Genomic DNA, 24,271 nt, shown 5'->3' on the forward strand with positions numbered 1-24,271 from the left:
GAGTAGGAGTTTTACTTGTTTGCCATAAAAATTTCTAAATGATTTGCCGTAACCTGAACCATATGCAATTATTTAGTTAAGAGTAAAGGTTAATCTGCAAACAGCCAATTACTTAAGTGCGTTTTGTGGTCAAACTGTCGTTTACAGGGTAAATATGGTTGTTTGTAAAGCAACTTTTCTTATGCAATGCTTTTATCGATAGTTTTGTTCTAGCTAAAAAGAGCATTTTGATTTCTAGAAAAGAACTTCTTTTTCAAATAATACTGCACGTTTTGGTGCTATTGTTTTTCTCCTTTAGCCGAAACACCGGGGGAATTGTCTGGTATCGGGCCGTATTCCTTTTGTTTTATAGTATTTCGACCGTGTCCATAACGTATTACCTAATGCCACGGTTTCTGTATAAAAAAAAGTATTGGCAGTTCTTCTTTGGGGTGACCTTGGTAGTGGTATCCGTAATTTTAATCGAAGAATTGGTGTTGGAGCCTATAATGTTTCCCGATACCGAACGTGGAAGAAACTTTCCTGGAATATATATATCATTGTTCAGTGTACTGCCCGTAATCTGTATTCTGTCCGGATTTAAATTCGGATGGGATGCCTTGCAGAAACAAGCGCAGATAGATGAATTGAAAAACGCTATAGAAGAAAGTGAACTTCAATTTCTCAGAAACCAGATAAACCCGCACTTTTTGTTCAACAATTTGAACAATTTATACTCCTATGCCCTGCAAGAATCGCCCAAAACCCCTGAGATTATTTTGGAGATGAGCGGTGTTCTGCGTTATATGCTGTACGAGTCCAAAGAGCAGATGGTCCCGCTCAATAAAGAGCTGGAGCAACTGGGGAACTTTATCAAGTTGTACAAATTACAGATAGAGGACAGGGGCGAGGTACTTTTTGATGTTGATAAAATAGAGGGCGAATACAGGATCGCGCCATTAATTTTGATCGTGTTTATCGAAAACGCCTTTAAACATAGCCAGTCGGGTCAATCTTCGGATATCAAGATCAATATTTCCGTTAAGGTAAATAATGCCACCTTGGAATTCGTATGCAGCAATAACTACGTCTCTGGCTTTAGTTTGGATAGTGTGGCCAAGGGTATCGGGTTAAAAAATGTAAGGAAAAGATTAGAGCTGCTTTATCCAAAAAAACATATTTTGCAGATAGAGGAAACAGAGAACGATTACAAGGTATATCTAAAATTGGAACTGGAAAAAGTCTAAAAAGATGAGGTGTATTATAGTTGAGGATCAACCACCGGCGCAGCGAATCTTAAAAAAATATATACAAGATGTTCCCAACTTGGAACTTGTTGATATGTTTTCGGACGGTCTGAGCGCCATGGAATTCCTGAACCGGGAGTCCGTGGATATTATGTTCTTGGACATACACTTGCCAAAAATCAATGGTTTGGACTTTTTAAAGAGTATTCCGGACCCTCCTCAAGTTATTTTGACCACTGCTTTCTCCGAATACGCCTTGGAAGGCTATGATCTAAATGTAGTGGACTATTTGTTGAAGCCATTTTCGTTTCAGCGCTTTTTACAGGCCGTGAACAAGGCAAATGCCAAGTTGGATGTGCAGAGATCCGGCAGCGTCAATGAACCACTGACCGAGATTTACGTAAAATCCAGTCACGAGCATATTAAAGTGCTGGTGGATGATATTTACACGATTACCTCGGATTCCGATTATACCGAAATCCAATTGGAGGACAAAAAAATCTTGTCCAACGAACCACTTAGACATTGGGTAAGTGTTTTGGGAGGCGATCAATTCTATCAAATCCACAAATCACATATCATAAACACCAAAAAAATCGATAGGATTTCAGGAAATCTGGTGATCCTGACCAATGGGGCCAAAGTACCCTTGGGCAGGGCATATAAGGATACTTTTTTAAAGAGCATATTAAAGTAAAAGCCCGGAATTTGTTTCCGGGCTTTTACTTTAAATCTTTATAAATTCTACTCTATTTCGCAAAGTACACATAAATGGCAATAACGATAAAGCAGATAAATGCACTGGCCGGTTTTACATACTTCCAGGGCTCAATGGAAACCTGTTTGGTGTACTCCAATTGGAAGGGTTCTTTTCTTGGATAAAACTTCCCGATGATCAACATAATTACAATATTGGAAACAAACAATATCGCCATTACGTGAAGATAGTGTGGATAGGCACCGGCTTCTACCAGATTTAGTTCCACAGGGTCTGTAATGCCATTTGCCTTCGCTTCGGCAAGTGCGTTGGCCACCATTCTGGGCCCCACAATAAACTGACTGATGATGTAAAGAATGGATCCTGAAAGGATGCCTATTTTGGCTGCAATGGCAGGTACCCTTTTGGTGAGATATCCCACAACGATGATAGTGAAAATAGGGATGCTGTAAATACCGTTGATCTCTTGTAAATAGTTGAACAAGCTACCAGCGTTGGCAATCATTGGGGCAATGAACATGGCTGCAAGTGCCAAGCATACGCCGAACACCTTACCGTATTTTACCACGGTTATTTCCGAGGCATTTTTGTTGATGTGCTGTTTATAAATGTCTATCCCGAACAAGGTCACCGAACTATTGAGCACACTATTGAACGAACTTAAAATAGCACCAAAAAGTACAGCGGCAAAGAAGCCCATTAATGGTTTAGGAAGCACGGCGCGTACCAGTTCGGGATATGCCAAGTCGCTACTGGCAAGTCCTCCCTCGAAATAATAGTAGGCGATCATCCCGGGCAACACCAAGATTATTGGCCCTAAAATCTTTAAAAATGCGGCCAATAATAGGCCTTTTTGGCCTTCCGCAAGGTTTTTTGCGCCCAATCCCCTTTGGATGATTTGTTGATTGGTGCCCCAATAGAAAAGCTGAACCAGCATCATTCCTGTAAAAATGGTGGAAAAGGGCACCTCTTGTCCAGGATTCCCAGTGGAATCAAAGCGCTCTGGGTTGGCATCCATTAATGTTTGCAAGCCGCCAAGAACACTTCCGTCCCCAATGGCCATCAATCCAAAAACGGGTATCAAAATACCACCTACAATAAGTCCAACCGCATTGATACTGTCCGAAACGGCAACAGCCTTTAATCCTCCAAAAACCGCATAAATGGAACCAATGATACCGATACCCCAAATACAAACGACCAAAGCGGTGGAATCCGATACCCCTAGTAAGGTCGGAACATCGAACATACCACTTATGGCAACCGAACCAGAATATAAAATTACCGGCAACAGCACAACAACATAGCCCGTTAAGAAAAGTCCCGATGTAATCGTTTTTGTGGTAACATCGAACCGTTTGGCCAAAAACTGAGGGACCGTTGTAAGTCCTCCCTTTAAATAGCGCGGGAGCAAAAACAATGCGGTGACCACTATGGCAAGCGCTGCCAGGGTTTCCCAGGCCATGACCGATAATCCGTCCTTATATGCACTGCCGTTTAGGCCAACAATTTGTTCTGTGGAGAGGTTGGTGAGCAATAGTGACCCAGCTATTACGCCGGCGGTTAGGCTTCTTCCGCCCAAAAAATAACCGTCCGATGAGGTTTCGTCCGTTTTTCTAACGGACCACCAGGATATTATACCTACCATTAGAGTAAATCCCAAAAAGGAAATAAGTGCCATACTTTAAAGTTTGATGTTCCGGCGCGTGCCAAAACGGTTTGCTTAGTTGGGTGCAATTAATCTGGACTTTACAAAAAACTGCAAGGTGAATCGGTATGGTCCAATATTAAAAGCGAATATAAAATTCTAACAAATGCTAATATAACTGGATTTTTCGGAAAAGTATATAGAATCTATAAACGCAACATTTTCATTCTAATTTGAAGGAGTTTCAAAAGTTTATGGATGGCTGGCCTTCAAAAAGATAATCCACAGCTAACAATTATTTAAACTGTTTTTTGGCTTTTTTATGATAATAAATTGAGTAATTAGCAACTTAATTTTATTATTAGTAAACTTTGATTGATAATAGTTCTGTTGTTAAGCGACCGAGTTTGGTATTTGTGCTGCACGCATCGCTTGCTGCTTTTGGCACTTACTTTTGTATGTACGCTTTTAGGAAACCATTTTCTGTAGCAACTTTTGATGGAGTGGCTTTCTGGGGAGTGGATTACAAGATATTATTGGTGATTGCGCAGGTGTTGGGGTACGCACTATCCAAATTTGTCGGTATAAAAGTGATATCGGAACTAAAACCCGACCAAAGGTTACTTTACTTAATGTCGCTTATAGGTATTGCAGAAATATCCCTGTTGCTTTTTGCCTGGGTCCCTGCACCGTACAATATATTGTTTATGTTCTTGAACGGTTTGCCCTTGGGAATGATCTGGGGCATTGTGTTTTCCTATATAGAAGGAAGAAAGTTTACCGATATTCTGGGAGTGGTCCTATCTGCAAGTTTTATTGTCTCCAGTGGCGTTGTAAAATCAGTAGGCCTCTTTGTTATGAATTCATGGGGTGTGAGCGAATTTTGGATGCCCTCCGTGACCGGGGCATTGTTTTTTGTTCCCCTTTTGATTTGCTCCCTTCTTTTACAACGGGTTCCACCACCAACAGCCCAAGATATTTCCAGCAGGACCGAACGTATCCCAATGACTGCGGCAGACCGGAGGGACTTGGTCAAAAAGTATTTTTTTCCATTGGTGCTCGTTGTGCTCTTCTATACATTTTTAACCGCATTTAGGGATTTTAGGGACAATTTTGCTCGAGAACTTTGGGATAGCATCGGGTATCAGGGCGATATTTCCGTTTTTTCGACATCGGAAATCATAATTGCAATTATAGTCTTATTGATCATAGGTTCCATTTTTTATATAAAGAACAATTTTAAGGCGCTACTTACCTATCATGCCCTACTAATAATGGGCACCTTGGTGTTGGCCGTAGGTACACTTTTGTTTCAAACAGGAGTACTGGACCCATTTATTTGGATGGTTTGCACCGGCTTTGGGCTATATATCTGCTACGTACCCTTCAATTGTCTTTTTTTCGACCGCTTCATAGCCACCTATCATGTAAAAGGGAATTCGGGTTTTCTTATATACATCGCCGATTCTTTTGGCTACGTGGGCAGTGTACTTGTTTTGCTCTATAAAAACTTTGGACAGGCCAATTTATCTTGGCTCAACTTTTTTATATATGGAACCTATGCCGTAGCATTTATAGGTATTGGCTGTACACTGGTGCTGTATTTTCATTTTACTGCGCTGAGCAAGGCGGAACAACTCAATAAACAATTCGATTATGGACAATAAGTATGATGCTGTCATTGTAGGTGGCGGTGTTTTGGGAACTTTTCATGCCTATAATGCAATGGAAATGGGCCTAAAAGTATGCTTGGTGGAAAAAGATGCCTACCCCAAAGGGGCTACCACCCAGAACTTTGGACAGGTTGTGCCTTCTGGCATGAATACCAAATGGCAAAAATTTGGCCGCGAAAGTCTTCGAATATATAAGGATATCCAATCGCAGTTCGATATCAGTATCCGTCAGAACGGTACAGTTTATTTAGCATCCAACGAAGAAGAAGAGCGTTTGCTGGTGGAGCTTAGGGCAATAAACAGTGGCAACGATTACGAATCCAAAATGCTAACCAAGGAACAGTGCTTGGAAAAATATCCAGGATTAAGGAAAGACTATGTTCTGTCCGGATTGTATTTTCCGCAAGAAGTAATCGTAGAGCCCAGGGTAATGATCCATAAACTTCAAAAATATTTGATGGAGCAAAAAGGGTTGGATATCAAGTTCGATTTTCCGGTGGTTTCCTGCGAATCCGATGGTAGTTGGGTTAGGGTCAAAAACACCAAAAATGAAGAAGTGCAAGCCAAAAAAGTGATAATCTGCAATGGGGCCGATTTTAAAAATCTTTATCCCGAAACGTTTGCATCCAGTGATCTAGAGGTTTCCAAATTGCAGATGATGCAGACCAAACCCCAAGGGAATTACAATCTAAAAGGATCTATATTAACAGGTTGGTCCATTCGAAGGTACGAGGCGTTTCACGAATGTCCTTCCTTCAAAACGATAAAGGCCAACGAGCCAAAGGACAGCCTTCAAAAGAAATGGGGGGTCCACATTTTGTTTAAACAAGCAACGGATGGTTCGGTAATTCTCGGGGATTCCCACCAATACGCCGATGCCGGTAATATGGAAGATCTGGGATACGATCTTGATATGGATATTGATGATTTTATGGTTCAGGAGGCCAAGAAAATTATTGACCTGCCCACCTATCAAATCCAAAAAAGATGGTACGGCATGTACTCACAATGTAAAAACAGTGATATTTATCAAAAAACAATAGACAACAATATTCATATTGTTACGGGAATCGGAGGTAAGGGAATGACAGGGAGTGCCGGATTTTCCAAAAAAAACATTGCAACAATTTTTAATGCACAGAAAATCAATTTATGAAAAAAATAGAACTGGCCGTTTTTGATATGGCGGGAACAACAGTGAACGAAGATAATGTGGTGTACAAAACCGTAAGGGCCGCTCTGGCGAAGCATGGCGTGGATGTTACTTTGGAAACTGTACTCGAATGCGGCGCCGGAAAGGAAAAGTTTAAGGCCATTTCCGATATTTTAGAGGAAAGCCAGAACAAAAGTGTGGATGCCAAAGCAGTGTTTCAGGATTTTAAGGGAATGTTGGAAGATGCTTATACCAATTTAAACGTTTGCACTTATGATGGCGTTGAAGAACTATTTAAAACCTTAAAGAAACAGGAAGTAAAAATAGTGTTGAATACTGGTTATGATCGTAAAACAGCGGAAACCCTTTTAAATAAATTGGGATGGATTCCCGGTGAACAGGTGGATGCTTTGATCACGGCGGACGATGTGGTCAATGGAAGACCGTCGTCCGAAATGATAGATAAGGCCATGGAATTATTTGGTGTTACCGATCCGCAAAAGGTATTAAAGGCCGGCGACTCCGCTATCGATATTGAAGAGGGTAAAAATGCCAATTGCGGCTGGACGGTAGGTGTCCTTACCGGGGCACAGAACCGTGAGCAATTGGAAACAGCACGGCCAACCCTTATCTTGGAATCCTTGTCCAGCTTGGCGGAGGAATTGTTTTCTTGATCAGATAAAAAAATATACAACCAACATTTTAGAAGGAACATTCCCTTTGTTTACAGGTACATGGGGGACTCTGCCATCAAAAAAAATAGAGTCCCCTTCTTTTAACAGCACTTCTTGGTCGCCTATTTCGTAATAGCACTCACCGGTTAAAATATATTTGAACTCAAAAGCATCGGTCACCACTTTTTCCCTTTTAGAGTTGGGCTGTACCTCCAAGAGCACACTTTCAAAGCCGACAGAGTTCAATTGCTTGCTAAAGATGTAATTGTAAGAAAAGCCGATAGCTTCGTCTTCCTTATCGATCACGGACTGTTCATCTTTGCGGGTCACTAAAAAATTCTGTCCATTTACATTGGGGATACCATCAAAAAAAACGGTCATTTCGGTGCCCAATGCTTCCACAATTTTCAAAAATACGGGCAACGATGGAATGGTACGGCCATTTTCTATCCTGGAAATTAAGCCGGCAGTTACCCCGGCACTTCCAGCAACATCGTTTATGGTTTTTTTATTGTCTTTGCGAATTTGTTTGATCCTCTTTCCAATGCCCACCAAATAATCTTCCATAATATGCGAACTCAAAAATTTTAGTATTTATAATATTCTAAGAAAGATCAAGAATAAGAAAAATATCTGTAACGGTAGGATATTGTTGGAGTTCTTAAAAAAGAACATGTCTCTAACCTTTGTTAAAAGTTAAATATTTGTAAATAATATTAATATAACATTGGGCTGTTTCTTTTAACCTTTCCGTATCATTTTTTTAATCTGGATGGATGCGTGTCTTAATTCTGGTGTTGGATATTTGTTGATAAATAATTAACCAAATTTTACAAATATTCAACAAATGAAAAAATCATTCGTAGCATTTTTACTTGCATTTACGGTAAGTATAATTGGCTATTCGCAAGTCACCTTTTCTGGAAAGGTAGTAGACGAGAACAACGTGCCTTTACCAGGTGCATCGGTTGTTGTAAAGGGCAGTGCCAATGGTGTTGCCACCGACTTTGATGGAAACTTTGAAATAGAGCTTCCTCAAGGTGGAGAAATACTCGAGGTATCCTATATAGGGTATATTTCTCAAGATGTTGAGACTGCTGGAAAAACATCCATTTCCATAATGCTACAGCCAGATTCCCAACAGTTGGATGAGGTAGTTGTTACTGCATTGGGGATTAAAAGGGAAACCAAGAAACTGGCATATGCGGTACAAAAGGTTTCCGGTGAAGAAATCGCAGAGGCGCGTGAAACCAATGTGGTGAACTCTCTCTCCGGTAAAATGGCGGGAGTTCAGGTAACAGGAGGTAATTCTGGGGTTGGTTCTACATCACAGATTATAATTCGTGGAGAAAGTTCATTAAACCCAAGCCCAAATGCCAACTCTCCATTGTTCGTTGTGGATGGGATTCCTATAAACAACAATGTTAGCAACAGAGGTTCCGAAGGTAACATGGAAGTGGATTACGGTAATGGGGCCATGGACATAAACCCGGACGATGTAGAAACAATGACCGTGCTTAAAGGTCCGAACGCCACCGCATTGTACGGTTCCAGAGGTGCAAATGGTGTTGTACTTATAACAACAAAATCAGGTCAAGGTACCAAAGGAATCGGTGTTTCCATAACCCATAACACAACTTTCGAGGACTTATTGACCCTTCCAAAATACCAAAACCGATATGGACAGGGTTCTGGCGGTCAGTTTGCCTTTAACGATGGTGGTCAGAACCGTTCCCTTACCGGAGGCATAAACGATCATGTGGACGAAAGTTGGGGACCTGCCATGAACGGGCAATTGATCCCACAGCACGATAGTCCTACCTCTAGCGGTTTCCGCGCGGGCGATGTACATGTTAGACCAAGAAATCCCGACGGTACTTTTGCCGATGAGATCATCGCAACCCCATTTTCTCCCCAACCCGATAATATCGAAGATTTTTTTAGAACTGGTTTTACCATGAGCAATAACGTGGCTTTGACCGGTGCCAATAAAGATGGAAACTTTAGGGTTTCATTTACCGACCTACAGAGTGAGAGTGTAATCCCGCACTCCAATTTTAAAAGAAGGTCATATCAAGTAAACGGATCATATAATCTAACGGATTGGTTAAAGGTTACTGGATCTATGAATTACATCAACTCAAATTCACGTAACCGTCCCAACAATTCCTATGGAACGGAGAACATTATGTACCTGTGGATTTGGTTCGGCCGTCATATCAATATGAACGGGTTAAGGGACTACTGGCAGCCAGGATTGGAAGATGTTCAGCAGTACAACTACAATTATAACTATCATGACAACCCGTTCTTTACGGTTTTCGAAAATACAAACGCCTTTAATAAGGATCGTGTAATTACCAATCTTAGGGCAGATATGAATCTTGCCAATGGTTTAAGTTTGATGGTCCGTACAGGTTTCGATTATTCCAATGAGTTGGATAGACGTAAAAGGGCCTACTCTACACAACGTTTTCCAAATGGACAGTATAGAGAGGATTTTGTGTATGCCTACGAACAGAACACCGATTTCTTGCTGTCCTATAACAAAGAATTGAATCAAGACTTTGATTTTGGGATATCCTTGGGAGGTAACCACCGTTCTGCCAAAAACAGATACCAGCGGATCAGTGCCAATTCCTTGTCCATTCCTGGGATCTACAATTTTGGAAATGCCGCAGAACCTTTAACACAAAGCGATTACGATAGCAAGTTTACCGTAAACAGTTTGTATGCATTTTCCAACTTGGCCTATAAAGATTATGCATTTTTGGATGTAACGGCACGTAACGATTGGTCGTCCACACTACCCGATGGCAACAATAGCTATTTCTATCCATCCGTTGGTTTAAGTTTTATTCTTTCGGATATGTTTCAAATGCCGGAAGCGATCAGCTTTGCAAAAATTAGAGGGGGTTGGGCAAGTGTAGGTAACGATACCGACCCTTATAATTTGGCCGCGACCTATGGTTTTGGAAATACGTTTAACGGGTATTCACGAGTTTATTCACCGTCCGAACTAAAATTGGCCGACCTAAAACCGGAGCGTACCAACTCGTTCGAAGTAGGGGCCGATTTAAGATTCTTGGGTAACCGCTTGGGATTGGACGTTGCAGCATACAAATCCATCACCAAAAACCAGATTTTATCCTTGCCGGTATCCAATACTTCCGGGTATAGTTCTAGAATCATAAACGCAGGTGAAGTTGAGAACAAAGGTTTGGAAGTAACGTTATCGGCCACTCCGGTACAAACGGATAATTTTAGCTGGAACACCAACATCAACTTTACCACCAATCGTGGAGAGGTAAAAGAGTTGACGGAAGGCCTAGATCAATATTTGGTTAAATCGAACTATTTGCAAGTAGTGGCCGAAGTAGGCGAGCGCATGGGCGATTTGTACGGAACCGGATTTGAAAAAGTTACCGATAAGAACAGCCAATACTATGGACAATGGATCATAGATGGTGATTCAGGATTGCCCATTAGAAGCAACGAGTTAAGGAACCTAGGAAACTACAACCCTGATTTTATGGTTGGTTTTCAAAATAGTTTCAGGTATAAGAACCTTCGTTTCGGATTCTTGTTCGATTGGAGACAAGGAGGTGTGTATCACTCAAGAACAGTTGCCATTGGCGGAACAACCGGTATGCTGGACTTTACCGTTCCCGGTCGCGAAACAGGGATCGTGGCACAAGGTGTTGTGGACGATGGAAACGGAAATTATACACCAAACACCACAAACGTAGCTGCATCCAATTATTACTCCCACGTTTATAACAGAGGTAACGAGGAAAGTTCAATGTTCGATGCCACCTATGTAAAATTGAGAGAAGTAAAACTTGGATACACATTACCGAGCAAACTATTGGCAAAAACTCCGATAAAGTCTGCCACAATTTCACTTGTGGGCCGTAATCTGGCCCTTTGGACGGAGAACGATCATGTAGACCCCGAAACCATCTCATTCTCAGGAGGAACCATTGTTCCCGGCGTAGAAGATATGGCATTGCCAAGCACAAGAAGTTTTGGGCTTAACCTTAACGTAGAATTTTAAAAAAGAATTTAAGATAAAGAATGATGAAAACATCAAACTTCATAAAATCCATCTTATTTGCAGGAACCGTTTTGGTTTCGTGTACCAACAATTTTGAGGAAATCAATTCCAACCCAAATGCGCCCGAACAAGTTAGCGCCAACCTGCTTACCTCTACGGTAACCTCCGAAATTACACGGACATTGACACAAGAAGGGTATAGCGACGGGAACACAATTACCCAATTAATGGCCAAAAACAATTTCCCTGGGTTTAGCCAGTTCGATTGGGGAGATCAAGGCATGTGGAATTTTTTCTACAGCTATTTGCCCGAGATCAACGATATTTTGGAAATTTCAAGAGCAGAAGGCACTCAAAATTCAACTTACGAAGGGATTGCACTTACCCTAAGGGCACTATCTTTTGCCAACCTTACCGATTTGTACGGTCACGTTCCATATACCGAGGCAATGGCAGGTAAAACAGAAGGTATTTTTACCCCTGTTTACGATGATCAAGAAACGGTATACAACGGAGTACTTCAGGATTTGGCCGATGCCGATGCGGCACTTGCCAAAGGTCAGGCCATAGCAGGGTCTACCGGTGATGTAATTTATAACGGCGATGCATCCAAATGGAGAAAATTGGCAAACGCATTGCGCTTGCGCTACCTATTGCGAATTTCCAAGCAAAGAGATGTATCCTCCGAAATGCAGGCCATTGTAAGTGCAGGAAATTACATCAACGATAATAGCGACAACGCCGTTTTGGTCTACAGTGGAACATCCAATACCGATTCTTGGCCACAGAGTACGGGTCGTATTGGAGGGTTCGATGAAAAGAGTCTTTGCACTACCTTGTTGGGCTATTTTGAAGAATTCAATGATCCCCGATTGGATATTTGGTTTGATCGCAACAGTGAAGGTGAATGGGTGGGGATTCCAATTGGTCTTAACCAAGATAACGCTCGTGCCTATGACGATGAATTTAGTCCAAGTCGATTGGATGTTGAGCTGTTCTATTTTTCCTCTACAGCTGCCGAAGCCTTTATTATGAAAAACTCCGAAGTACAGTTTATCCTTGCCGAAGCTGCAGAAAGAGGGTTTATCTTTGGAAGTGCAGAGGATTATTATAACAATGGAATCCGTGCAAGTTTGGATTACTGGGGTGTGCCCAGTGATGACATTGAAGCGTATTTGGTACAGCCGGCCGTTCAATACAATGGTTCTTTGGAATTATTGTTGACCCAAAAAACAATTGCCCTTTGGAACGTGGATTACCAAGGATGGATGGACTATCGAAGAACAGGAATACCCGCCTTGGAGAATGGTCAAGACGACCTTAATGGCGGCCGTTATCCAGTTCGCTTCCTTTACCCCTCCTCTGAACAGACCTTGAACGGAGACAATTATAAAGCAGCGGTAGAGGCCATGGGTGGCGAAGGTGATAACATCAATACACCGGGATGGTGGGAAACAGGAACAAGATACTAAGCTTACAAAATTTAAAATAATTGCAAGTGGTTGCCCTTTACCAAGGGCAGCCTTTGCATTTAATAACCAACAGTATGTCAAGATTAATTGTATGTGCCATTTTATCTGTATTCCTTCTGTTTTCATGTGATTCCAAAATCAAGAAAACCCATACAGGAATCAAGCATGTAGTGGTTATCGGAGTAGATGGTATGAGCCCGGATGGTATTCTTAAGGCAGAAACCCCAATGATGGACGAAATGGTTAAGAACGGCGCAGCCACCATGAACGGAAGGGCCGTATTACCATCCAGTTCCAGTCCAAACTGGGCCAGCATGATCATGGGAGCCGGTACGGAACAACATGGGGTTACATCTAACGGATGGGAAAAATTCGACCATCAATTGCCTCCGGTCGTAGCCACCAAAAACGGAACTTTTCCTACAATATTTACACTTTTTAAAGACCAACAACCGGAAGCCCATGTAGGAGCTATTTACGATTGGGATGGATTCGGACGCTTGTTCGAGAAATCGGATGTTGATTTTGATATTGATGGAGACCACGAAGAAAAAACTGCCCTTGCAGCAGTGGACTATATCAAAAAGAATAAACCAACGTTCACCTTTGTCCACTTGGACCATGTGGACCACGCAGGCCATGCCAAGGGTCACGGCACTCCCGATTATTATGAGTCCGTGGAAAAAGCAGATGCCCTAATCGCCAAAATTGTGGATGCTACCAAAGAAGCCGGAATTTTTGAAAATACCATGTTCATAGTGGCCTCCGATCATGGTGGGTTGGGCTTTGGCCATGGAGGAGAAAGCTTGGCCGAAATGGAGATTCCTTTTATTTTGTACGGCGCAGGCATTAAAAAAGGATATCAAATAGAAGAAACCGTTTATCAATACGACAACGCACCCACTGTAGCCTATGCCATGGGGCTAATAACTCCGCAAGCATGGATCGGTCGTCCCGTTAAAAGTGCATTTATAGGGAATAAAGCCCCAAAACTTATCTACAAGCGAAAGGTTAAAATAACCCAACCAAAAATTCTTCCGGATGCTGGCTATTTTGAGCCAGCAGGAGGGATTTTTAAATCAGACTCGGTGGCGGTGGTTATGCAAAACCCGAACAATTTGGGCGAGATAAGGTACACACTTGGAGATATAGTTCCCACATTCGATAATAGCCAACGTTACCAAGATACCTTCTATCTGAAACAAACAGAAATCGTAAAAGCAGGAATATTTCAGGACAACCAATTGGTGAGTACGGTTACGGAGGCTAATTTTAGAATTGTTCCAAAATCAAAGCAAGACCCTGTTCAATTTGAAATTTATCAGGTAAATGGAATAGAAAAATTACCCAATTTCTCGTCTCTAACACCAATGCTTAAAGGTTTTGTAACCGAGTTTTCGCACAAACAGTCCTTGACCAAGGACAGGCCCCAAGAGCAGGTTGCCGTTGTGTTTGAAAGTTTACTCGAAATTCCACAAGAAGGGAAATATACTTTTTATACCAATAGTGATGATGGCAGCAAACTATATGTAAATGGCGCCGAAATAGTTGACAACGATGGAGACCATGGTGTAAGGGAACGTAGCGGGTCGTTACAACTTGCCAAAGGGAAACATTTGGTGCGTGTGGAGTATTTTAATGGAGGCGGGGGCTTTCATTTAGATGTGAAATATAAAGGCCCAAACACCCCAAAACAGATTATACCTGCAAATCATTTATACAGAGAAAAATAGGTAAATGATGAACCGAGAACGCGATAAGCACAACTTAGAATCTGTTGTGGAAGGCGACATAAACCTAACTCCCGCTCGGAGCGAATGGTTGCAAAACGAAGTGAGCGAAGAAACCAGAGAACTTTTGGAAAAAGATGCCAAATATTTTATGCATCAATCCATGTCGACACCTTGTTTGGATGTGCTCCAAACGTGTGAAGGGTCGCACTTAGAAAGTACATCCGGCAAAAAATACTTGGATTTTCACGGCAACAATGTGCACCAAATTGGATTTTCCCATCCAAAATTGGTCTCTCGTTTAACCGAGCAACTACAAAGCCTAACTTTTTCCACCCGAAGGTATGCCAACAAGACCGCAATTCGGTTTGCCGAGAAGTTAACTTCATATACGCCCAAAGGTCTTGACCGTATCTTGCTTACGCCAAATGGAAGCTCTGCTATTGGTATTGCCCTGAAATTGGCGAGGGCCGTAACAGGAAAGCACAAAGTAGTCTCATTCTGGGATTCGTTCCATGGAGCCTCTTTAGATGCCATAAGCGTGGGCGGCGAGTCTGTTTTTCAGGAACATATGGGGCCTTTAATGCCGGGGGTGGAGCGCATTCCACCGCCAATAACCTATCGTGGTATTTTTGAAGGGGACGAAACCAAAGCCTTGGAATATTTGCGATATGTTCTGGAAAAAGACCATCAGATTGGGGCATTTTTGGCAGAAACCATCCGTAATACCGATGTACAGATCCCATCAAAAAAATTCTGGAAAGGAGCAAGGGAGCTATGCACCAAACATAATGTACTTTTAATCTTGGACGAAATCCCGATTGCCTTTGGGCGCACGGGCAAAATGTTCGCCTATGAGCTTTTTGACATTGAACCGGACATTCTTTGTCTGGGAAAAGGACTCGGAGGTGGTATTTTTCCGCAGGCAGCCATTGTTACCAGAGAAGAATATAACAAGTTCGGGGATATATCGCTGGGCCACTATACCCACGAAAAAAGCCCATTGGGTTCTATAGCAGGATTAACCTTATTGGAAGTACTGGAAGATGAGCAGATTCTACAAAAAGTAAAGGAGGACCAAGAATTTATGCGTAAGAACCTTTACAAAATGTACCGTAAGTATTCCTTGATCGGAGATGTTCGTGGGGTAGGATTATTATGGGGCATTGAACTGGTGACCGATAGGAACACTAAAGAGAAAGCTACCAACGAAGCCGAGGAAATCATGTACGAATGTCTAAAACAAGGATTGAGTTTCAAGGTTTCCAAAGGGAACGTTCTGCAACTCTCGCCCGCTTTGACCATTTCCAGGGAAGAGCTGGAAACAGCATTTGAAATACTTAATTGTGCATTTTTAAAAACCAACACCATAGCCTAATGAAAAAAATCAATTGTTTTTGTATTGTTTTTTGTTTGGGATTGATGCAGCTTGCTGCCCAGACCAAACCCGAAATTCTTGTGCAACCTTATTTGCAAAATGCCGAACCCAATTCCATAGTGATCATGTGGGAAACCTCTAGCGGAGAGGAAAGCATTGTAGAGTGGGGAACTACCGAAAAACTCGGAAAAAAAGCCACCGGAAGAGCAGAGGACATCAATTTCTCCGAATCCAGAGTGCATACTGTAAAATTGGAAGGACTCAAGCGATTCACCGAGTATTATTATCGTGTAAAAACGGGAAAGATAACATCGGATATCTTCCAATTTAAAACGCCGCCGTTTTCAAGTGACGAAGAGTCCTTTAATATTGTGGCCATGAGCGATATGCAATACGATAGCCAGCATCCCAATAAATTTTCGGAGATCGTGAATCAAGGAGTGCTTCAATATCTCGAAAAAGCGCATGGCGGCAAATTGCCCAATAACTTGGCCATGGTAATGATTCCTGGCGATTTAGTGACCACGGGAAGCAAATACTATCAATGGAAAGAGCATTTTTTTGATCCCGCCCAAAAGCTTTTTGCAGAAGTTCCTGTATATCCCGTTTTGGGAAATCATGAAAAAAATTCGGTATTCTACTTCAAGTACTTCAGTTTGCCCGAAAATGGAACTCCCGCCTACGCAGAACATTGGTGGTACAAGGATTATGGGAATACGCGAATCATCGGATTAAATTCCAACGAAGGTTATCGTGACCTACGGGAACAGTACGAGTGGCTGGAGAAAGTATTGTTGGATACCGAAAAAAACGAGGATATTGATTTTGTTTTTGCACAACTTCATCATCCGCATAAATCAGAACTGTGGATTCCAGGGGAGGAAGAATCGACAGGAAAAGTGGTGAAAATGCTCGAAGAGTTTTCAACAAAAACAGGAAAACCAAGTATTCATTTCTTTGGACATACCCACGGGTATTCCAGAGGACAGTCCCGAGACCATAAGCACTTGTGGATAAATGTGGCATCCGCTGGTGGCGCTATTGACAATTGGGGCGAGTTTGAAGGCAGGGATTATGATGAGTTTACCGTTACCCAGGACGAATACGGCTTTGTTATGGTCGAGGTGGATGGCAACAGGAACGACCCCAAGTTTACCATTAAAAGGATTAGTAGGGGGAATACGATCAAATCCAGAGAAAATGAACTTCGGGATAGCATCACGATTTGGAGGCTGAGCAAAAAACCCGAAGCGCCCAAGGTGATCTCCCCAATCAATGGTGCAATTGTAAAGGATGAGTTTGCCGTGTTGAAAGCCGGAGAATTTTCCAGTGCACACCATGCCTCCTTCCATGCAGCATCCCATTGGCAGGTATCGGAATCCAAGGATTTTGAAAAATTGGCCTTGGATAGCTGGAAACAATTTGAAAACTGGTACTACAAAGAAAATCGTCAAGAGAACGATGATTTGACGGACGAAAAAACAAAACGATTAAAACCCAATACAAATTACTATTGGAGAGTCAGATATAGAGATCAAAACCTAAATTGGAGCGATTGGTCCCCAACGGTGTCATTTAAAACGGCAGAAATAAAAAGCAGGTAGAGACAAATTTTGTCCGAAGTGATCGATTCAGTTTTCCCTGGTTACTACCTGTCCGGAACAAGAAAATTCCTAAAACTATAAGTTTAAGTACGTTTAATTCAGTTTATTAGTTCATGTTTGTGCAAAGACCCGTATGATCAGTGCGGGTCTTTCTCTTTGTACCCTGAAGTTATGTGTTAGGTTTTGTTAAAATGGTTACCTTAGAGCAGTGTATTTTTGCCAAATGGAAGAAGAACTTTTAGGAACATTCAGCAACTATTTCGAACCTGCTCTTATCCAAGAGATTCTTAAAGAGGGCAAGTATAAGGAGATTCCAGCAGGAGAAACCATTATGGATATTGGCCAATATATAAGAAGTATGCCACTGTTGTTGTCCGGGGCCATAAAAGTTCTCAGGGAAGACGAAGAAGGCGATGAACTGCTTTTATATTATTTGGAGCAGGGCGAAACCTGTTCGGTGACCATGACCTGCTGTATGGGACATACCAAAAGCGAAATTAAGGCCATAACCGAAACCGATACCAAAATTGTGATGGTACCGGTGCAGAAAATGGAGGAATGGATGGCAAAATATAAAGGTTGGCGCAATTATGTTTTTGATAGTTACCAAAACCGTCTGAATGAGTTGTTGCTGACCGTGGACAGTATCGCCTTTAAAAATTTAGATCAACGTTTAATGGATTATCTGAAAAAGAAAGTCGAGGTAACCAATGACAACCGGATAAATAACACACATCAAGAGATCGCTTATGACTTGCACACCTCAAGGGTGGTAGTTTCCAGATTGTTGAAAAAACTGGAGAAAATGAAGAAGCTGGAGCTCCACAGAAACCACATTCTTGTAATAGACCTTTAAAATATGTGCCCTTTGTTACTGTCTGTAGTAATTGGCCATTCTATTTTTGCATAAAATCAATCGAATGCTCAAAAGGATTTTTCCTTTTTTAACTTGGATAGGCTCTTACAATCGCTCTTTGCTCTATGGCGATTTAGTTGCCGGCATTACCGTAGGTATAATGTTGATCCCGCAGGGGATGGCCTACGCTATGATTGCGGGCATGCCACCCATATATGGGCTGTACGCGGCATTGGTGCCACAATTGGTCTATGCAATAACAGGAACATCAAGGCAATTGGCCGTTGGCCCCGTAGCCATGGATTCACTTTTGGTGGCGGCCGGAATAGGCGCTATGCAATTGGGAAATACCGAAGACTATATTGCTGCAGTACTCTTTTTGACCCTTCTAATTGGATTGTTTCAATTATTGCTCGGCGTTTTAAAAATGGGTCTTTTTGTAAACTTCTTGTCCAAACCGGTAATTAGTGGATTTACATCCGCAGCGGCCATTTTAATTGGTCTGGGTCAACTAAAGCACATACTCGGTGTGGATTTGCCGCAGTCGGGCAAGATCTATGTGTTGCTAGGAAATATTTTTGGTAACCTTGGAGAAGTCCAACTGTTTACTTTGGGCATGGGAATTTTGGTGATTGCATTGATCATTGGGTTGAAAAAAATCAATAAAAAGCTACCGATTCCCTTACTTGTCGTGGTGTTGGGTATAATGTCCGTAGTTATATTCGGTTTGGAATCAAAAGGAATCAAAGTGGTCGGTGAAATTCCAAAAGGATTGCCAAGTTTTCAATTGCCAAGATTTCAATGGGATAAAATAGGGCAGTTTATACCAATAGCACTTACCGTTGCCCTTTTCGGTTTTATGGAATCCATTTCCATTGCCAAAACCGTAGAAGAGAGGCATCCTGAATACGACCTTGACCCCAACCAAGAACTCAGAGCTTTGGGTATCTCCAATATTTTAGGGTCGTTTTTTCAATCTTTTTCCGTTTCGGGAAGTTTTTCCAGAACAGCGATCAATGATCACTCGGGAGCTCGCACAGGAATGGCATTGGTATTTAGCGCCATGTTGGTAGCGGGAGTATTGTTGTTTTTGACCCCACTTTTCTATAACCTGCCCACAGTTGTACTCGGTGCCATTATAATTGTTTCGGTTTTCGGACTGATTGATTTGAAGTATCCCCTACAATTGTGGAAAAACCGAAAAGATGAATTCGTTCTTTTGTTGGCCACTTTTGTAATGACCATGTCAATTGGGCTCATAGAAGGTATTCTTTTGGGTGTTCTGCTTTCTTTGCTGCTGTTGGTCTATAGGATATCAAACCCACATATTGCGGTTTTGGGAAGAATCAAAGGAACCAACTATTTTAAAAACATAGATCGTTTTTCGGAAGATGTTGAGGTGTCCGGGGATAAGCTCATTCTACGATTCGATGCTCAACTCTATTTTGGGAACAAGGATTACTTCAAAAAACAATTGTACCAACAAATTGCAAAAAAAGGACCGAGCTTAAAATACATAATCTTAAATGCCGAGCCTATTAATTATATCGATAGCAGTGCGGCAGTTATGTTGGAACGAATTATTCGGGAACAACGGGAAAACGGTATCCAGTTTTTAATAGCCGGGGCAATTGGCCCAACACGTGATATATTGTACACCAGTGGAATTATAGATGTACTGGGAGAGGAAAATCTTTTTGCACAAACCTTTGATGCCGTGGAATGCTGCCGTAATCCAGAGACATTGAGTACCATACAGAAAAAAGTATCCCAACAATATAAGACCAAACGTTTGTAACTTTGGTCACAGAAAATTAGGGAGCACAATACTAATTTTGATAAAAACCATTATCACATGAAGATTGAACAAATTTACACAGGATGTTTGGCCCAAGGGGCATATTATATAGAGAGTGAAGGAGAAGCGGCCATTGTGGACCCTTTAAGAGAAGTAAAACCATATATTAAAAAAGCTGAGGAAGATGGGGCCAAGATCAAGTACATTTTTGAAACCCATTTCCATGCCGATTTTGTAAGTGGACACGTAACCCTTTCCAAAGAAACTGGGGCCGCCATCGTGTACGGTCCAACGGCAAATCCATCCTTCGAAGCTTTGATTGCAGAGGACGGGCAGGAGTTTAAACTAGGAAAAATTACCATTAAAGTACTACATACACCCGGACATACGATGGAGAGCTCCACCTTTCTGTTGATAGATGAAAACGGAAAGGACCACGCAATTTTTAGTGGCGATACACTGTTCCTTGGAGACGTAGGCCGCCCGGACCTGGCGCAAAAAGCAGCACACATGACACAGGAAGAATTGGCAGGAACCCTGTTCGATAGTCTTCGCAATAAGATCATGCCCTTGGCCGATGATGTAATCGTGTATCCGGCGCATGGAGCAGGTTCGGCCTGTGGAAAAAACATGATGAAGGAAACCGTGGATACCTTGGGCAATCAGAAAAAAATGAATTATGCGTTAAGGGCGGACATGACGCGTGACGAATTCATTGAAGAAGTTACCGATGGCCTATTGCCGCCGCCACAATACTTCCCTCTGAACGTAAAAATGAACAAAGAGGGATACGAGGATATCGACAAGGTATTAAAAAGGGGCACACAAGCACTCGATCCCAATGCATTTGAGGTGGCGGCCAATGAAACTGGAGCCATTGTTTTGGATGTACGCCATCAAGATGACTTCGCCAAAGCACATGTGCCACGATCAATTTTTATTGGTCTGGACGGCAGTTTTGCACCATGGGTGGGCGCCTTGATCGCCGATGTGGAACAACCCATATTGTTGATCACTCCAGAAGGAAGGGAAGAAGAAACCGTTACACGATTGTCGAGAGTAGGTTTCGATAACACCTTGGGTTTCCTACAAGGCGGAGTTGAGGCCTGGAAACAATCCGGCAAGGAAATCGATACCGTGGATAGTGTAAATGCGGAAGAGTTCAAAAAAATGGTCGAAAAGAAAGTACCCGTTTTCGATGTGCGAAAAGAAAGCGAGTACCAGGCCGAACACGTTGTGGATGCAAACTTGACACCCTTGGACTATATTAATGACCACTTGGCCGAGTTTCCGGATAACGAAAAATTTTACATTCATTGCGCAGGGGGGTACAGGAGTATGATCGCTTCCTCTATATTGAAGAGTAGGGGAATCCACAACCTAGTGGACGTTGCCGGTGGTTTTGCTGACATCAAGAAAGCTGGCATACCTGTTACCGACTATGTGTGCCCCACTACCTTGAAATAAGGGAGAAACTTCGGAAATAGTTTCAAAAAAGTTCAGGTTATGTAACCATCGTTACTGACGGGACAGGCTGTTTGAGATACTTTAGTGTCTCAAAATAAAGATACCATGTCAATATTTAGTTTCTTGTTCAAAGAACAAAACCTGCCGGATGCCATAGCCATTTTGGATAGGGAGGACTACAAAAGCGCGATTTCCAAAGGAAAGGTTCAACTCGTAGATGTCAGAACAAAAAGAGAATTTATGTCGGGCCATATTAAAGGGGCCAAGAACATAGATTTTTTTCAAGGGTCGAGTTTTGAAAGTAATTTTTCAGAATTAAAGAAAGATCAGCCGGTCTATCTGTATTGCCAGTCTGGGAACAGGAGTCAAAAAGCAGCTAGAAAACTGGTAAAAATGGGGTTTGATAAGGTGTACGACCTCCGAGGAGGATACCGGACCTGGACCTACTAATTTGAAGACTATACAACATGAAAACAACAGTTCAAGTACAAAACCTTAAGTGTGGAGGCTGTGTAAAAACAATTTCCAATAAACTTTCGGAAATAAAAGAAATCAAAAATGTGATTGTGGAGAAGGATAGCTCATCGGTTAGCTTTGATCATCAGAGCGCCGATGATGCTTCCTTAGTTAAAGAGGCCCTCAAAAAAATGGGGTATCCCACAGTCGATGATGAAAATGGTTTTGTGGACAAGGCAAAATCCTTTATGAGCTGTGCCAGCGGCAGAATGTCCAAATAATGAAGAATCTTTTTGTTTTCATAACACTTATAATTGGAATCGCATCCTGCAAAAAGGGGCCAAAAACCACCGATGTAGATCCTGGGCCAGTAGTGCAAGCGGAAGTGTTCTCACCGGAGGACGCCCAAAAGTTGATGGAAACCAAATGCTATCTATGCCATAACCCATCCGCTCCAGAAAAGGGTTCTCGGATCGGGCCGCCAATGGTCGCCATCAAAGCTCATTATTTAGCAGCCCATAAAAACAAAGATGCCTTTATAAAAAGCATCATGCAGTTTGTAAATTCTCCAACCGAGGAAAATACCTTAATGCGTGGAGCGGTCCGTAGATTTGGAGTAATGCCGGCACAGCAATTTCCCGAAACAGAAGTCAAAAAAATAGCGAAGTACATGTTCGATTATCAAATTGAAGAGCCGGATTGGTTTAAAGAACATTGGTTGGCTAGGCATAACGACTCTTTGTACAATAAAGGCAAAAGGTTGACGCCGATAAAGACAAAACCAACGCCGAAGGAGCTCGGGATGCAATATGCGTTGGGAACCAAAAAAGTGTTGGGCCAAAACCTTATGGGTACCATACAGAACAAAGGGGTAGAGGAGGCCGTTGTATTTTGCAACGAACGGGCCTACCCACTCACCGATAGTATGTCCACCCACTTTAATGCCCGTATAAGAAGAGTATCGGATAAGCCCAGAAATCCGAACAACAGGGCAAATGCTATAGAATTGGAACATATTGATACGTTTAAAGGCAAAGTGGCCTCCGGGGATTCGGTTGAACCAATTTTAAGGGAGGAAAACGGCAAGGTGTATTTTTACTACCCCATAGTTACCAATACCATGTGCTTAAACTGCCATGGAACGCCGAACAAGGATATACTTCCAAAAGTATATCGGAATTTATTGGAGCTATATCCAAAGGATATGGCCGTTGGATACGGTCCCGATGAGGTCCGTGGCATCTGGAGTATTGTTTTTGATGCCCCAAAAAACACAGACTAAAACAATCCGTTTATTTTTTTGGCTTTTTAAAGCCATATACCAATTGTCCCCAAAATCCTTTGGGCAAGTTTTCATCACCAGGAAAACCAAGTTTTATTTTTCCGCCACTTTCGGGGATATAATGTGTCTTGAAGATGTAGTCCCAAATGCTTAGACTTATTCCGAAATTTACACCGTAGGAGTCTTTTGGAATGGTATAAGCATGATGGTACAGGTGCATTACCGGATTATTAAGAATATATTTTAAAGGGCCGTAGGTCAGTTTTATATTGGAGTGATTAAAATGTCCAATGGTAATTGCCGCAAAATGAACAATATAGGCTTGTTCAGGTTCAAACCCGCCCAAGACCATTACCCCCAATGTTTTTAAAGGTTTGTATAAAATATTTTCCATCCAATGAAACCTTAAGTGTGCGGCAAACCCCATTTCTTTTACACTATGGTGTACTTTATGGAACTGCCAAAGCACAGGGTATTTGTGCAAAAGCATATGAGTAAACCACTGGACAAAGTCCAATACCACAAAGAATACGAGCAGTTGGGCCCATTGGGACCAATGACCGATGTCGATTATGGTCAGCGAGGTACTACTGATTCCCACGTCCTTAAAAAGCACACCAAGGAATTTGTAAACTCCACTGATGACTATGGCAAAAATGAAAAAGTTGAAAAACATATAGAAAGCATCCAGCCAAAAGTCCTTCCTAAAAATGGATTGTTCTTTGCGCCAAGGGAAAAGGATTTCCAAAGCCCATACCAACAAAGAGATCAAGATAAGTCCCCAAAAATAATTGGTGTACCAAGGAACATCAAAAAGGATGGATTTCCATGTCCAACGGACCGTACCCAAAAAACCATTGATCAAAGCTTCAAAATATTCCAACATAGGTGTATTTAGTCGTTTGCAAAGGGCAAAACTGATTCAAACTTAAAAATACTTTTAAAAAAATAACGGTTATGTAACCCATGTTACGCTAAAACATTTAAAGAGACCATATTTTTGGAATAGTGCCCTGTAAATCAAAAATATATGCTTCGGATATAAATCATTTTATTTTTTTGATGCATTGTAAGGAGCA

The 24,271-nt window shown here is 41.9% G+C and carries 19 protein-coding genes; 16 read left to right on the forward strand and 3 right to left on the reverse strand.

The features are described 5' to 3' along the window. Positions 1–227 precede the first annotated feature (227 nt). Together MJO53_RS08335 and MJO53_RS08340 are read left to right on the forward strand one after the other, a co-directional pair. Positions 228–1,226, forward strand: a complete 999-nt coding sequence (locus tag MJO53_RS08335; RefSeq protein ID WP_252081199.1) for a sensor histidine kinase — start codon at positions 228–230, stop codon at positions 1,224–1,226. A 4-nt stretch (positions 1,227–1,230) separates the two neighbouring features. After that, positions 1,231–1,923 (forward strand): LytR/AlgR family response regulator transcription factor, encoded by a 693-nt coding sequence (locus tag MJO53_RS08340; RefSeq protein WP_252081200.1) that lies wholly within the window; start codon positions 1,231–1,233, stop codon positions 1,921–1,923. Between the two features lie 52 nt (positions 1,924–1,975). On the opposite strand, the gene MJO53_RS08345 is transcribed toward MJO53_RS08340, so the two are convergent. Then, on the reverse strand, positions 1,976–3,625 hold the full coding sequence (locus MJO53_RS08345) for a solute:sodium symporter family transporter (protein WP_252081201.1): 1,650 nt from the start codon (positions 3,623–3,625) through the stop codon (positions 1,976–1,978). A gap of 425 nt (positions 3,626–4,050) precedes the next feature. Between MJO53_RS08345 and MJO53_RS08350 the strand changes: the two genes are divergently transcribed. Genes MJO53_RS08350 through MJO53_RS08360 form a run of 3 tightly spaced genes read left to right on the forward strand, consistent with a single transcriptional unit; the run spans position 4,051 to position 7,092 of the window. Then, entirely contained in the window at positions 4,051–5,259 is a 1,209-nt protein-coding gene (locus MJO53_RS08350; RefSeq protein ID WP_252081235.1) for a DUF5690 family protein, read from the forward strand. After that, a complete protein-coding gene (locus MJO53_RS08355; RefSeq protein WP_252081202.1) occupies positions 5,249–6,421 on the forward strand; it encodes a TIGR03364 family FAD-dependent oxidoreductase in 1,173 nt (390 codons plus the stop codon). Before MJO53_RS08350 ends, MJO53_RS08355 begins: the two co-directional genes overlap by 11 nt. After that, positions 6,418–7,092, forward strand: a complete 675-nt coding sequence (locus tag MJO53_RS08360) for a phosphonatase-like hydrolase (protein WP_252081203.1) — start codon at positions 6,418–6,420, stop codon at positions 7,090–7,092. Before MJO53_RS08355 ends, MJO53_RS08360 begins: the two co-directional genes overlap by 4 nt. Here MJO53_RS08360 and MJO53_RS08365 read toward each other — a convergent pair whose 3' ends face one another. Continuing rightward, positions 7,093–7,659, reverse strand: coding sequence for a helix-turn-helix domain-containing protein (locus tag MJO53_RS08365; protein WP_224836430.1), 567 nt, complete (start codon positions 7,657–7,659; stop codon positions 7,093–7,095). A gap of 280 nt (positions 7,660–7,939) precedes the next feature. Here MJO53_RS08365 and MJO53_RS08370 point away from each other — a divergent pair, with 280 nt between their 5' ends. The 11 genes from MJO53_RS08370 to MJO53_RS08420 all read left to right on the forward strand — a co-directional run bounded on the left by MJO53_RS08370 (position 7,940) and on the right by MJO53_RS08420 (position 23,192). After that, entirely contained in the window at positions 7,940–11,149 is a 3,210-nt protein-coding gene (locus MJO53_RS08370; RefSeq protein ID WP_224835764.1) for a SusC/RagA family TonB-linked outer membrane protein, read from the forward strand. Between the two features lie 20 nt (positions 11,150–11,169). Then, positions 11,170–12,621, forward strand: a complete 1,452-nt coding sequence (locus tag MJO53_RS08375) for a SusD/RagB family nutrient-binding outer membrane lipoprotein (RefSeq protein WP_252081204.1) — start codon at positions 11,170–11,172, stop codon at positions 12,619–12,621. A 74-nt stretch (positions 12,622–12,695) separates the two neighbouring features. Further along, on the forward strand, positions 12,696–14,354 hold the full coding sequence (locus MJO53_RS08380) for an alkaline phosphatase family protein (RefSeq protein ID WP_252081205.1): 1,659 nt from the start codon (positions 12,696–12,698) through the stop codon (positions 14,352–14,354). A gap of 4 nt (positions 14,355–14,358) precedes the next feature. Next, the gene (gene pbfA / locus MJO53_RS08385) at positions 14,359–15,729 is read left to right on the forward strand and encodes an aspartate aminotransferase family protein (RefSeq protein ID WP_252081206.1); all 1,371 of its coding nucleotides are present in this window, start codon (positions 14,359–14,361) and stop codon (positions 15,727–15,729) included. Further along, entirely contained in the window at positions 15,729–17,333 is a 1,605-nt protein-coding gene (locus tag MJO53_RS08390; RefSeq protein WP_252081207.1) for a fibronectin type III domain-containing protein, read from the forward strand. Before pbfA ends, MJO53_RS08390 begins: the two co-directional genes overlap by 1 nt. 223 nt (positions 17,334–17,556) lie before the next feature. Beyond that, complete coding sequence (locus tag MJO53_RS08395; RefSeq protein WP_252081208.1) at positions 17,557–18,189, forward strand: Crp/Fnr family transcriptional regulator; 633 nt, start codon at positions 17,557–17,559, stop codon at positions 18,187–18,189. 64 nt (positions 18,190–18,253) lie between these two features. Beyond that, positions 18,254–19,987, forward strand: a complete 1,734-nt coding sequence (locus tag MJO53_RS08400) for a SulP family inorganic anion transporter (protein WP_252081209.1) — start codon at positions 18,254–18,256, stop codon at positions 19,985–19,987. Positions 19,988–20,044: 57 nt separating this feature from the next. Beyond that, a complete protein-coding gene (locus MJO53_RS08405; protein WP_252078760.1) occupies positions 20,045–21,454 on the forward strand; it encodes an MBL fold metallo-hydrolase in 1,410 nt (469 codons plus the stop codon). Positions 21,455–21,559: 105 nt separating this feature from the next. Beyond that, a complete protein-coding gene (locus MJO53_RS08410) occupies positions 21,560–21,904 on the forward strand; it encodes a rhodanese-like domain-containing protein (protein WP_252078761.1) in 345 nt (114 codons plus the stop codon). 17 nt (positions 21,905–21,921) lie between these two features. Further along, entirely contained in the window at positions 21,922–22,191 is a 270-nt protein-coding gene (locus MJO53_RS08415) for a heavy-metal-associated domain-containing protein (protein WP_224835755.1), read from the forward strand. Continuing rightward, the gene (locus MJO53_RS08420; protein WP_252078762.1) at positions 22,191–23,192 is read left to right on the forward strand and encodes a Tll0287-like domain-containing protein; all 1,002 of its coding nucleotides are present in this window, start codon (positions 22,191–22,193) and stop codon (positions 23,190–23,192) included. Before MJO53_RS08415 ends, MJO53_RS08420 begins: the two co-directional genes overlap by 1 nt. Before the next feature lie 10 nt (positions 23,193–23,202). Here the strand turns inward: MJO53_RS08420 and MJO53_RS08425 are convergent, their stop codons facing one another. Further along, on the reverse strand, positions 23,203–24,078 hold the full coding sequence (locus MJO53_RS08425; protein ID WP_252078763.1) for a sterol desaturase family protein: 876 nt from the start codon (positions 24,076–24,078) through the stop codon (positions 23,203–23,205). Between the last annotated feature and the right edge of the window lie 193 nt (positions 24,079–24,271).

The organism is Flagellimonas marinaquae (genome assembly GCF_023716465.1).
GTDB classification, from domain to species: Bacteria; Bacteroidota; Bacteroidia; order Flavobacteriales; family Flavobacteriaceae; genus Flagellimonas; species Flagellimonas alginolytica.